The following is a 13,090-nucleotide window of genomic DNA, read 5'->3' as shown; positions in this document are numbered from 1 at the left end:
AACAGTACCCCAGGCTCCTAAGTAGCCTGTATCCTAGACGGCACTCTTGATGCGATCGCGGAAATCTTCTATCGTCAGCTTTAACCCTTCTTGCAGAGGAATGGTTGGTTCCCAATTGAGTAAGGTTCTGGCTTTTGTAATATCTGGTTGGCGACGACGTGGATCATCAGCAGGCAATGGTTCAAACTTGATCTGTGCATCTGGATTGATCAAATTTTGCACAGCTTGCGCTAATTCTAGAATGGTGTATTCACCAGGATTTCCTAAATTAACTGGCCCGACGTAATCGCTATTCATTAAACGGATAAAGCCTTCCACCAAGTCAGAAACATAGCAAAAACTCCGAGTTTGTGAGCCATCACCATACACAGTTAAAGGTGTGCCTCGTAAAGCTTGAACTATAAAATTACTCACCACCCGTCCATCGTTTTCTAACATTCTGGGGCCGTAGGTGTTGAATATACGGACAACTCGAATATCAACTTTATTTTGTCTGTAATAATCAAATGCTAGGGTTTCCGCAATTCTTTTACCTTCGTCGTAGCAAGAACGGATACCAATAGGATTTACGTTACCCCGGTACTCTTCGGTTTGGGGATGGATTTCAGGATCGCCGTATACTTCGCTAGTGGACGCTAGGAAAAATCTCGCCTTGACACGTTTGGCTAGCCCTAACATATTTAGTGTACCCATCACGTTAGTTTTAACGGTTTTGACTGGGTTGTACTGATAGTGTACTGGGGAAGCTGGACAAGCTAAATGATAAATCTGATCGACTTCTAACCTAATTGGTTCGGTTATATCGTGGCGGATGAGTTCAAAATTGGGGTGGTTCGCCCATTTATGGATATTACGTTTGTCCCCTGTGTAGAAGTTATCTAAACAAATAACTTCATGGCCTTGAGGTATCAGCCGATCAATAAGATGAGAACCAATAAATCCTGCACCGCCAGTCACCAAAATTCTCATATTTTCCCAGTTATTTATAGATATTGTTAGTAGGTTTTGATATTGGTTCTAAACCATTTAGCCCAAATATGACAATACAGCAGGAACAAGACTCATTCCAGATTTTTGCTTGGGGTGTTTACATTTTTTTTAGATTTTTGTTAATTCACTTAGCAAAATAACAAACATCATGAAGTATTTGTGTCTTTTGCTCAAGAATTCATCAAATCTTCAACAAAATAAAGTCTTGTTAGAGCATCAATCTATAGGAACTGGGGATGAGAGACTGGAAAACCACAGAAAAAATACTTTTACGCGTGACTTTTGACTAGAAAAATTATTCCTGATCTACTATGTTTAAATATTTATACTGGTGTCGTAGTATTAGGAGCTACAGACGTAATATTACCTGTTTGCAGCCTTTGCGGTTCTCCTAACATGACGATGGAGCAGGTGAGTTGACTGGCTAGCTGGGTGGTGACATCGCTGAGAGCTAATCCCCCAGGACTTGTGCGGTTACGGATAAAGGGTAAGACTACTAGGTCATATAATCGTGCTGCTTGCAAAATGGCTTGAGCAGCATTTTCATGAGCAATAATTTGAACTTCTGGTGAATTGGGCAAAGCTAATTTAGATACTAATAAAGCAAGTTGCGATCGCCTCCAGGCAATTTTACTAGAACTTGTGCGGCGATCGCACACATTCAGCACTGTCACCTGGGCTTGATTTGCTTCTGCTAACATCTGGGCAAATTGCACCGGTTGTAATGTTGGTGTGATTAAGTTTTCTACTGGTACGAGGATGCGTTGAATTTTCTTGGGTGATTCTACAAGACGTGTGACCGCCACTGGACAATGGGATGACCACAAGACGTTATCAATGACATTGCCGAATAACCGCGCTCTTAAACCAGTCCGCTTACCCCAGCCCATAACAATTAAGTTCGCTTTTTGCTCACGAGCTGCTCTACTAATTCCCGGTGCAGAAGCATCGTCAATGCGGAGTAATGGCGATGCTTCTACACCTAAGGCTTGACTTTGGCTGGTGGCTTTAGCCAATAATCTCTCACTTCTTTGCAAGGTTGATTCTAGTTGGGGTGCATCCATCTGAGCCGCAGCTGTGGCGATCGTTAATGGTATGATTCGCCCTTGAGCTTGACGTGCTAGCATTGCTGCCATTTCCACCAAATATTGTTGAGTATGGGGATTATAAATAGGTACAACGATAGTAAAGTTACCATTTTGGGTTTCTATTACCTGTGGCTCAGGCAGATTTGCATCCACCGATGCGGTCATGGATACGGTAGTTAAAGCTCTGGCTGTGCGACTAGTAATTAATGGCCCCAGGGTTGCAGTCACTAGCATTAAGATAACAACACTAGTTAAAACTGCCGATGACAGTAAACCTGTGTGATACCCTACGAAAGTAGCAGCTAATGTTGTACCGACCTGGGGCATAGATAGTGACCACATAGTCAACATTTCTTGCCAACTGTAACCATAAAAAACTTTGGCTAACCAAGCGGCGATAAATTTGCTAGCAATCAAGCCGATGACAATCAAACTGGTTAACTGGAGAGTAAACAAACTATTAACTAAACCAGGCAAATCAATCAGCAAGCCGAGGTTAATAAAAAAAATCGGAATAAATAAGACACTACCAACAAAAACTATTTTTTCTTTAACAGGCCCCTCGCCAACAGCCTCATTAACTGCTAAACCTGCTAAAAAAGCTCCCAAAATTTTTTCTATCCCAATCATTTGAGCTACTACAGCCGCTAGAAACACGGTGAGTAAGACAAATACAAATTTATTTCCTTCATCATCTCCTGAACGCCGAAAAAATTCTCTCCCAGCCCAATCAAATCCCACTAAAATCACAATGGAGTAAACAATTAACCAGACTAAGACTGAGAGGATCTGGTAAATATTTGACATTCCCATTTGAAAAGCTGGAATGCAAATAGCTAATACTATAAGTGCGCTGATATCTGTAAAAAGTGTAGCTCCAATAGTAATTGTGACTGCTTGGTTACTGATGACACCTAAACGGTTGATAATAGGATAAGCTAACAGGCTATAAGAAGTTAAAAGTGAGCCGATTAATACGGAAGTATTCCAACCAAAGTGAAAAAATCTTCCTACCAAAGTGCCAATCAACAATGGTACAGTAAAACTAACGCAGCCAAACCCCAAAGCACGACTTTGCCGCCGCCGCCACAATTCTAGGTCTACCTCTAAACCTGCGACAAACATCAAATAAACTAAACCAATATCCGATAGCAGGCTAATCATCGGTGATTTTGTGTGGAATAGGTTCCACCCCGATGGCCCTAATACTAATCCAGATAGGACTAAACCCACTATTCCCGGTAATCTTAGCCTTTCAAAGAGGATGGGTACAACTAAAAGGATTACCAGTAAAATTGCGAAGGGAACAAGTGGTTCTTTGCCAAGAACTTCAGAATTTTGTTCTAGAGCAAGAACTAGTGATGAGGGTTCCATAAGTGGAATGCGAAAGGGCGACGGTAAGGCGGGGATTACCCTGAGGTAATCGTCCGATCAATCATACATAACTATGAAAGCTACCCTGTAAAAAATAAAAAAGCCTTAATCTAAACTACTTAGGTAATATGTTTAAACTAACTACCTATGGGTGTATTTGGCTGAGAATGAACCGTAGGCGATCGTAGTCGTCCTTTAGCAATATGCTTAAATTCCGCCCAGCTTTGATGAGCCAGTCTCGATCAGCTTTGCGTAATTGGTAGATATCCCGAATAACGGCGGCGGTTAATGATTCCACTGGTGCGCCGTTGATAGATAGCAAAGTCCGCAAAAATTCTAGTTCTTCGGTAAATCTCACTATAACTTCTGGATCGCACCGATGTACAGCCTGATGAATTTGCGGAGGACGTGGTGGTAAATACTGATACATTCTTCCATTGCCGTTGGCTACAGTCGATGACTGAGCAAATCCCACGATCGCCGCTTTAAATTCCGTCTTCAGCATAGCAAATATCTGGGGTTGTTCCTCGCGCAAGTCTTGTAGTGACATCCCCATTGCCACGGCTCTGTGGACGGAATCTACAGGCATAGTAGTAGCATGATATACCACAGCATAGACCTGATTACCGGATTCTTCATCCACAGCACACACCCAACTACCAAAGGGTGGCATTGATGGAAAGGTCAAGTCTTCTGGTTCCAGACATTGTGCCAAAAATTCAGTTGTAGCAGTTTCCACTACCTCAGCAATGTGGCTAGGTTGGCGATCGCTTTTGTCAAACTGTGGTAAAGGGAGGCGCATAATTATTATTTGTCAGTTGTTAGTTGTCAATTGTCAGTTGTTTGCTACTAGCTACTGACAACTGACTACTAACTATCTAATTATTTTCCTTTTTTCTTACCGGCGGTAATTTCTACTGGTTCCAATTCCGATAAACGAAAGGTAATGATCTTGTCCCAGTTACCGCCTTCAAATATAACGGCTACTTTGCCGTCAGTGACTCGTTGTACCAGTCCTTCGTAGCGATAATAAGTATCGTTGGGATTTTTGACTCTAACAGTTGCTCCAGGTAGGATCATGGTTTTTGCCTCGCTTACTTCCTGTTTTAAGCTTAATACTTGTGAGATGCCAGTTGTTAGCGGTCAGTTATTTTCCACTAACTACTGGCCATTGACTCAAAAATAATATTTCTGTCGCTGCCGAAAGTTTGCCACCGATTCTACTATTCCTAAAGCAATAAAATTGGTCAGCATGGCAGAACGTCCATAACTCATCCACGGTAAGGGAATACCGGCTACAGGTGCTAAACCTACGTTCATGCCCACATTCACCACTAACTGAAATACAATCATTGATAAAACACCGATCGCTAACAAAGAACCAAAATTATCTTTGGCTGTTTGCGCTACGTGCAGCAATCGCCAGCAAATCAAGCAGAAAACAAACAAAACAATTAAACAGCCGAAAAGACCAAACTCCTCACCTACGGCGGAGAAAATAAAATCGGTGTGTTGTTCAGGCACAAAATTTAGTTGAGTCATCGGCCCCTTAAACAAACCCCAACCCCACATTTCCCCAGCACCAATGGCAATACGTGATTGAATGAGGTGATATCCAGAACCAAGGGGGTCATGTTCGGGATTGATAAATGCGGTCAACCTATTTTTTTGATACTCTTTTAGTACATGATTCCAAGCAAAAATACCTAATTCACCACCGAGTAAATTCAGGCTTAATGCACCGATAGTACCTATATTGAAGCGTCGCCAGGGAAGAGTCAGCCAACCTAAAACAGCCATAGCGATTGCCCAAGCAACACCAAGGGGAGTAATAAAAATTTCTTTAAATAAAATTATTGGTGTCGATAAAGGCCAAGACATCGTAAACAGTATGGCAGCGATGATTGGTGAAATCATGAGTAACAACCAACCTGGGTTGGCGTTTGCCCAATAAAGCATTCCCAGAACGATCGCCCCAAACACTAAGGATGTAGCTAAATCTGGTTGGACAAATACTAATAACCAAGGTACAGCCGTAATCGCCAGGGCGCGAAAAACGTCTTCAATCTTGCTGGCTGTGTGTTTATGCAATAAAGCTGCTAGGGTGATGATTACGCCAATTTTGGCAAACTCTGAAGGTTGTACATTGAATCCCCCGATAGTTAACCAACGTTGTGCGCCTTTGGCACTTGTACCAGCAGCCATCACAGCAATCAAACTGATATTAGTCAACGCGTAGGTAATCCAATGCCATTGCAAAAGATTCTCGTAACGGCAACGAGCCAGAAATAAGGCAATAAAAGCACCAATACTAGCAATTAGCCAGTGCCACCACCAATCTGTTACTGGCTGCTTGAGTTCTGTGCTGAAGATCATCAGACCGCCAAAGATGCTGACCCCAAAAGGTAAGAAAAATAATGGCCAGTCTAATTGTTGCCACGGCTTAAACCAAGATTTCCAACGCACTTTGGGAAGCGATCGTTTTAATAACATCGTATGAGTTGAGGGTTTAGCTTATGAGATTTACTGACTATTAATAACTCGGTATCCCTGGGCTTTTGTCTATAAATTAGACAAAAATTTAAAATAGAAGCCTGGAGTGTTGAGTAAAACTATTGACTCAACACTCACCATAAAGAACGATCAACGCCCTATTACTACTCTAAGGGCATCTATACAGGAATTTACCGCCTGCATAACTTTTGATTATGTTAGGGCTGCGACTGATACTTTACCAGCAATTGTTAAAGCGATCGCTTTTAATGCTTTGGCAGAGGCTGAATCTGGGTCAGCAACAACGATGGGTACACCATTATCACCGCCAATTCTGGTGGAAATTTCCAAGGGTATGCAGCCTAGTAAGGGTACACCTAATTCTGCTGCTGTTTTGGAGCCGCCACCGGAACCAAAAATATCGTAATGTTTATCTGGCATATCAGGGGGAATGAAGTAGCTCATGTTTTCTACTATTCCCAAAACAGCGACGTTCATTTGCTGGAACATACGTAGACCTTTACGAGAATCTAACAAGGCTACGTTTTGGGGTGTAGTCACAATTACTGCCCCAGACATTGGTACAGCCTGAGTTAAAGTTAATTGGGCATCTCCGGTTCCTGGAGGCATATCCACAATTAAATAGTCCAACTCGCCCCACTCTACTTGATAGAGAAACTGGCGAATTACCCCATTCAGCATCGGCCCACGCCAAATTACAGGTTGATCTCGGTCAATCAAAAAGCCCATCGACACCAATTTGACACCATGATTAAACGCGGGTTCCAATACTTCCCCTTTTTCTGTGGAACGCACGACAATTTGGGCATCACCCAGTCCCAGCATCGTAGGATCATTGGGGCCGTAGATATCCGCATCTAGTAAGCCGACTTTTGCCCCCGTTTGCGCTAAAGCCACCGCAACATTTACTGCCACAGTACTTTTACCGACACCACCTTTACCACTAGAGATGGCGATAATATTTTTTACCCCAGGAACACCGTTACGGTCTGGCAAGCTTTTTTGTTGGGGTGTTTCTGCGGTGACTTCTACACTGACATCTGTTACCCCAGGTAGCTTTTTCACGGCTCTTTGGCAATCTTCAACGATAAATTCCCGCAATGGACAAGCCGGGGTAGTCAAAACCAAGGTGAAGCTTACTTGACCACCATCAATTTTGACGTTGCGAATCATATTCAGTTCTACCAGACTCTTACGCAGTTCTGGGTCTTGCACTGGTCGCAACACTTCTAAGACAGATTGTGAATCGAGAACATCGTACATATACAATTCAAAACTCAAAATTAAAAATTCAAAATGCAAGCTAGAGATAGATGCGACCTGGTTTTTGACCAGCTGCAAAATCAATCAGCAAAAGTTGCTGAGTATTTCCTCATGGATCGGCGTAATAAAATTTAAAATTTTTTTATTATCACCTAATAAAATCTTAACTTTCTTTAGGTGTTAAAAATTAGGGACTAATAACTGGGGATGCTGTCAGTGATTCTGCTTTTAAGTTGCGTCATCCAGGGTGAGGGATGTTAAAAGTCAACGGTTTTGGGGTGTAGGGGTGCAAGGGTATAGGGGTGTAGGGGTTAGGGAAATGATTATTCTCTCGTTAGTCTGAGAGCCATGAATCACTGCTTAGTAAAAACCTACACTTGTGAGATTCCCCCATCCCCGACCTAAAAATCAAAACAATTATTGTTAAGACTTTTTGCTTTCCCTGATACTGCCTGTAATGTGGCTTTTTCTACAGATTCCACCAAAGAACGTGCCACACGATCTACATAAGGGCGAGAAAATGACCAAATTAGGGGCGATAGCCATCCGCGTAGTGTCACTGAATAAGATAAACAAGTGCCACAGACTGTTGACTCTACTTGGTAAGTAACTCTTTCCTCAACACCAGGAATAGCCATGACCCGGATACACAGTAGTTCTCTGGGATTAACACGCTCTACAAAAATCTGGATGGGAATTGGAGAAAAGCGGGTCACTGCTTGGTAAATTAACCCTGGTTTGGGTACTAATCCGTATGGCACATTGGTACTTTTAAGTAATGGATGCCAAGAAACATCTGTTAAATCAACTACTTTCTGCCACAGTTCGTCTACGGAAGCAGAACTAATTTCTCGATATGTCTGTGCCAGAGAAACGCGAAACCGACGGCGTTTGCGGTGGACGAATTTGGATAACCACGTTCCCATTTGCCTAATCCTCCTACCTAGACACTTGCTGGTAACTCTGGAATAGTTGGCTACTGTGATTCAACCCTAAAACATATTTGCTCACAATTGCCCTCAGCATGATAAACCTTGATTAGGCATAAAGAACAACAAGATTGCTCTTGGGTTGAAACTCAAACTCGTGGGGTATCACCATCATCCGTACACTAGAGAATCTGTACACAGTTCGTTGAGAACTGGAAAACGTGACCTCACGGCCAAGGTATTTGTAGACTAGTTCACCAGAGTCTGGTGTTAACACCAGAATGTTTCCATCAAGAAGTACAACAAAAACTTAGTCAATATACAAGCCTATACGCATTTGAGGGAAAATAACTCTAGTCATGTCCATTAATCGTGTAAACGTTTAACAAGCAAAAAAGTTGCTTGGGAAAAATTGAGCCTAATTTTTGGCTCGTTTGACCCACAAGTTTTTAAACTAGAGATTTGTGGCTTTTTTAGGAAATTGTAATTTAGGTTCGGGAATCTATGGTGACAAACTCGCAAACCCCAACGGTAAAGGCAAAAATATCCCCGTCTCTACCAGCCACTGACGCTAAAGCTAGAGTCAGTAATTTTATGAAACAGTTGCAAGATGAAATTACACAAGCCTTAACAAAACTTGATGGTGTGGGTCAGTTTCATGAAGATAGTTGGGAACGTCCTGAGGGGGGTGGCGGGCGATCGCGTGTGCTACGTGATGGTGCAATATTTGAGCAAGCTGGGGTAAATTTTTCTGAAGTTTGGGGTTCTCATCTCCCTCCTTCAATTTTAGCCCAGCGTCCTGAAGCGGAAGGACATGGCTTTTATGCCACAGGTACATCGTTGGTTTTACATCCACGCAACCCCTATGTTCCCACAGTTCACCTAAATTACCGTTATTTTGAAGCTGGCCCAGTTTGGTGGTTTGGTGGCGGTGCTGACCTCACACCTTATTACCCCTTTGCAGAAGATGCGGCTCATTTCCATCAGACCCTGAAGGGAGCTTGTGACGAACATCACCCAGAGTATTACCCAGTCTTTAAACGCTGGTGTGATGAATACTTCTATCTTAAACACCGCGATGAAACTAGGGGTGTAGGTGGTCTATTTTTCGATTATCAAGATGGACAAGGTGTTTTATATCGCGGCCCCAACCCTAAAGGCGAAGCAGCCAATTACAGTAATCAAGTAGGAGAACCAGCACCACGGGACTGGGAAGATTTGTTTAGTTTTGTCCAAGGTTCTGGTAAGGCTTTTTTACCCGCCTACGTCCCCATTGTAGAGCGCCGTCATGGAATAGAGTATGGCGATCGCCAACGGAACTTCCAACTTTATCGTCGTGGTCGGTATGTCGAATTTAACTTGGTTTATGACCGAGGCACAATTTTTGGCTTGCAAACCAACGGACGTACTGAATCTATTTTGATGTCTTTACCACCTTTGGTTCGTTGGGAATACGGTTATCAACCCGAACCCAACTCTCCAGAAGCAGAGTTATATGATACATTCCTCAAGCCCCAAGATTGGAGCAACTGGACAGCAAAACAGTAATTCTGTAAATGTGGGGCCATTGATGTCTCTGCCAGAGTCAGTACTATCCCCCCTTCCGGGATACAAATTGGCTTTGCTCAAAGATAACAAACTCATTAATACAGGGTGAAAAAATTTTGTTTTCTCTACTTCAGTACTTGTGGCTGGGTACTCACCTCAGTTTTGGTGAGTTAAACTACTAAATGTAAGCACCTAGTAAAAAAGGTGATGAATTTAGCTGGAGCTTGTTAATATTGAGTTTCAGCACTTAAATACAGTCCTGTGATTGGTGGGTTAAATAAATTACTGCTTTTTCAAAATCTTTTTGCCTGAGAATCAGTAAAAATTGCTGCCAAAGATTTAGGCTTTGGCTCATCAATTTCAGGACTAACCCAGCTAAAGTCAATTTTGAGATCAGTGCCAAGGGGAGGCCTAGTGATTCAAATAGAACAAAATTCCTATACAACCCAAGACGGTAATACAGTTATTGTCTTAAAACCAACAGGCCGCTTAGACATCACCACAGCTTGGCAATTTCGCTTGAAATTACAAGAGTGTATTTCTAAACTCAGTCATCACGTAGTGGTGAATCTTGGTCAGGTAAATTTTATAGATAGTTCCGGACTTACATCTTTAGTCGCGGGAATGCGTGATGCTGATAAGGTAAATGGCAGTTTTCGTATCTGTAATGTTCACCCAGAAGCTAAACTTGTGTTTGAAGTGACAATGATGGATACAGTCTTTGAAATCTTTGAGACTGAGGAGGAAGCGTTAGAAGGTGTACCTCGTAGTATGGCTAGCTAGAAAAGTTATGAGTGCTGAATGATACGAATTTGTAATTCGTGATTAAGAAAGTCATATTTTAGCTAAGTTTCCCAGCTTGTATCCGTCTCGTTCTTTTTATCAATTGGTGTAGAAACAATTGAGGCCACTGTTCAAGCTGAAAACTATTTAACACAAGTCATTTCTCTTAACTCAGCACTCTGTACTCAATACTGTTCTCGCTTAGTGTAGCGATAGGGGCCGACAATTGCTCCCCAAGTTGCCTTGCCTGTCTCTTGGTCAATTCCCTTATCATAGGTGTGCAGTTCTGTCTCTGTGACAGCAAAGCCTAAAGAAACTTGTACAGTGTTCCCCAAATAACTGAAAGTACAGCAAGTATCTGGCAGTGGGGAAGCAGTAAACTGATAGCTATTAGGTGCAACTGTTTTCTGGCTAACTGAGAGAACACAACCAGGAAGTAGTTCTAGCTGTTGGGGAGTTAAAGTCTTGAGCAATTCAGGATGACGACCTGCACCAACTAAAGCACTGGGATTTTTAGGCATATAGTATTGTACATATAGCCCAGTTTCCGAGTCAGGCGCGGGCATTAACCGCAGAATACGTTGACGATAAGGACGGTCTAGATTGACAATGTTGGCTTGTTCGGCAAACAGGGTAATGCTATCGTCGGAAAACAAACCTACTGGTCTTTGCCATAGACGTAAGTGAACAAACCAAATCGGTTCACCTAAGGCTTGTTCTCTGTTGTCAAATTCTCCAGCTAAGTAATTACCTAAGTTAACTAATTGGGGCGAAAAGCTCATAAATGTGAGGCACAATAGCAAATATGCTCACAGAATATATTGACATCCATTCCCGCTAAATGCAAAGCATTGTAGCGGGAGATTCCCACATCACTGTGAGATTTTCCTCTTTCTTTGAGATGACTTACTCTTAGAAGTTGCCTTCTCCGAGCAGAGGTCAAACTCTCCAGAGGCGTGTTGAATTCCTGCCTGCCCAGCAGTATTTTTAAACAGTTCTAATCCTTTGTTAAGGATGTTCCGACTGGCATTGTAATCTCGACAAGCGGTGTATGAACAATTAGGGCAACTGTGCGTCCTGGTGCTGAGAGTTTTGTGAACTTGATGCCCACAGTTTGAGCAATCAATACTCGTGTACGCAGGTGACACAGCAACCACTACTCGTCCATATATTTTGCCGAAATACTCTAACCATTGAGTGAAAATACTCCAACTGGCATCGGAAATACTTTTCGCCAGATTGTGATTCTTGAGCATATTCCGCACCTGCAAATTCTCAAACACCACTAAGTCTGCCGACTTAATTACGCTTAATGCTTTCTTAATGCACCAATCTTGACGCTGGCGTTGCAATTTCAGGTGTTTTCTCCCTAATCTGTTTCGTGCTCTGGCACGATTTGTAGAACCTTTGGCACAACGAGATAATCTGCGTTGTACCTTTTTTAGTGCCTGTTCTGATTTGCGTAAGAACCGGGGATTCTCAACTTTGTTGCCATCACTATCTGTATAGAAATGAGTGAGTCCAAGGTCAAGAGCAAGAGATTTACCTGTAGGTTCTAGCTGCTCTTTTCGTTCGTGGTCGATGCAGAATTGGATGTATATCCCATCTGCACGACGCACAATCCTAACCCGTTTTATCTGTTTTAATTGATAGTAATTTAGGTCACGAGTTCCCCTTAGTTTCATAGCTCCAATGCAAAACTTATCTGTGAATGTTATGTAGTTACGGCACTGGGATAGCACCCAACCACTTTTTTTATATTCGACAGATGCTCTAGTTTGGAGCTTGCGAAAACGAGGAAATCCTTTCTTGAAAGTAACCTTATTTTTACAGTTATCAAAAAAGCGTGCAATTGCTGCCCAGGCACGTTCTGCCATTGCCTGTCTTGCCGTTGAGTTCAACTTTGATACCCAAGGAAATTCAGGATTGTCTGACAGAACTTTCGTGTATTTATTCAAATCATAACCGTTCTTTGCATGACCATCCAACCAATAGCGCAAGCAAGAATTACGCACAAAAAGAGCAGTCCTCAAAGCTTCATTTACTTTGAGAAACTGCTCTTTTGTTGCTTCTGCTTTTGCTTCGTAGACTATCATTTATTGACATAGTTAGTATCAATTAAGCTACCATGTCTACTGTTGAAAACTCAACTACTTTGTTGAACTTATTTTGCTATACGAAATATTGTTCAACAGGGTGTCTCGTTTTTGAGGGCTATTCATCTCCTGCTAACCGCTTACACGGTGTAGTGGGAGTCTTCTAGCTTATACTAGATAAATCAATCTTTAAGCAAGAAATAAGCAATCAATTTTTAACTCGAAATTCTTATACAGCAATAGTTTTGGCTTGTTTATTATGTTTTCCCCAATAACTTTTAGGTAGAGATAGAACAAGACACCCTTAATCTCAGTTCTCAGGGTTAGGTGTATAGAGTAGGCAGTGCTTAAGCGGCTATAAGTAGCATGGAGAGATGGTAAAATAGAGAATTACTAGACTAGCAATCTAGTACATTTGTACGTAAACAAGCGTTTTTAAGCAGTAAAAACCAAGTTTTACTATACAGTTACTAGAAATACTAGATATAACGCCTAAAAGCCTTGT

11 protein-coding genes are annotated in these 13,090 nt (G+C 42.1%); 2 read left to right on the top strand and 9 right to left on the bottom strand.

The annotated features are described in order from the left end of the window. Nucleotides 1–33: 33 nt before the first annotated feature. The 7 genes from GSQ19_RS02725 to GSQ19_RS02695 form a co-directional block, all read right to left on the bottom strand. Nucleotides 34–969, bottom strand: a complete 936-nt coding sequence (locus GSQ19_RS02725) for a UDP-glucuronic acid decarboxylase family protein (protein ID WP_011321254.1) — start codon at nt 967–969, stop codon at nt 34–36. Between the two features lie 344 nt (nt 970–1,313). Then, nucleotides 1,314–3,452, bottom strand: coding sequence for a cation:proton antiporter domain-containing protein (locus GSQ19_RS02720; RefSeq protein ID WP_011321253.1), 2,139 nt, complete (start codon nt 3,450–3,452; stop codon nt 1,314–1,316). Nucleotides 3,453–3,597: 145 nt separating this feature from the next. Next, entirely contained in the window at nt 3,598–4,254 is a 657-nt protein-coding gene (locus GSQ19_RS02715; RefSeq protein ID WP_011321252.1) for an ATP synthase, read from the bottom strand. 80 nt (nt 4,255–4,334) lie between these two features. Beyond that, nucleotides 4,335–4,532 (bottom strand): NAD(P)H dehydrogenase subunit NdhS, encoded by a 198-nt coding sequence (locus GSQ19_RS02710; protein ID WP_011321251.1) that lies wholly within the window; start codon nt 4,530–4,532, stop codon nt 4,335–4,337. A gap of 96 nt (nt 4,533–4,628) precedes the next feature. Then, nucleotides 4,629–5,945 carry a rod shape-determining protein RodA gene (rodA, locus tag GSQ19_RS02705; RefSeq protein WP_011321250.1) on the bottom strand — a complete coding sequence of 439 codons (1,317 nt, stop codon included), beginning with the start codon at nt 5,943–5,945 and terminating at the stop codon, nt 4,629–4,631. 213 nt (nt 5,946–6,158) lie between these two features. Further along, nucleotides 6,159–7,229: an Mrp/NBP35 family ATP-binding protein gene (locus tag GSQ19_RS02700; RefSeq protein WP_010994828.1), complete on the bottom strand. Its 1,071-nt coding sequence runs from the start codon at nt 7,227–7,229 to the stop codon at nt 6,159–6,161. 401 nt (nt 7,230–7,630) lie between these two features. Continuing rightward, nucleotides 7,631–8,155, bottom strand: coding sequence for an SRPBCC family protein (locus tag GSQ19_RS02695; RefSeq protein ID WP_011321249.1), 525 nt, complete (start codon nt 8,153–8,155; stop codon nt 7,631–7,633). A gap of 507 nt (nt 8,156–8,662) precedes the next feature. On the opposite strand from GSQ19_RS02695, the gene hemF reads away from it, so the two are divergent. Together hemF and GSQ19_RS02685 are read left to right on the top strand one after the other, a co-directional pair. Next, nucleotides 8,663–9,706, top strand: coding sequence for an oxygen-dependent coproporphyrinogen oxidase (hemF, locus tag GSQ19_RS02690; RefSeq protein ID WP_011321248.1), 1,044 nt, complete (start codon nt 8,663–8,665; stop codon nt 9,704–9,706). Between the two features lie 414 nt (nt 9,707–10,120). Beyond that, nucleotides 10,121–10,489 (top strand): STAS domain-containing protein, encoded by a 369-nt coding sequence (locus tag GSQ19_RS02685; RefSeq protein ID WP_011321247.1) that lies wholly within the window; start codon nt 10,121–10,123, stop codon nt 10,487–10,489. 185 nt (nt 10,490–10,674) lie between these two features. On the opposite strand, the gene GSQ19_RS02680 is transcribed toward GSQ19_RS02685, so the two are convergent. Next, a complete protein-coding gene (locus GSQ19_RS02680) occupies nt 10,675–11,271 on the bottom strand; it encodes a chromophore lyase CpcT/CpeT (protein WP_011321246.1) in 597 nt (198 codons plus the stop codon). A 90-nt stretch (nt 11,272–11,361) separates the two neighbouring features. Next, entirely contained in the window at nt 11,362–12,585 is a 1,224-nt protein-coding gene (locus tag GSQ19_RS02675) for an RNA-guided endonuclease InsQ/TnpB family protein (RefSeq protein WP_011321245.1), read from the bottom strand. Nucleotides 12,586–13,090: the final 505 nt, after the last annotated feature.

Origin of the sequence: Trichormus variabilis 0441 (genome assembly GCF_009856605.1) — a bacterium.
GTDB classification, from domain to species: domain Bacteria; phylum Cyanobacteriota; class Cyanobacteriia; order Cyanobacteriales; family Nostocaceae; genus Trichormus; species Trichormus variabilis.
Note: the sequence above shows the minus strand (reverse complement) of the source record. Positions and strands in the feature narration are given on the sequence as shown.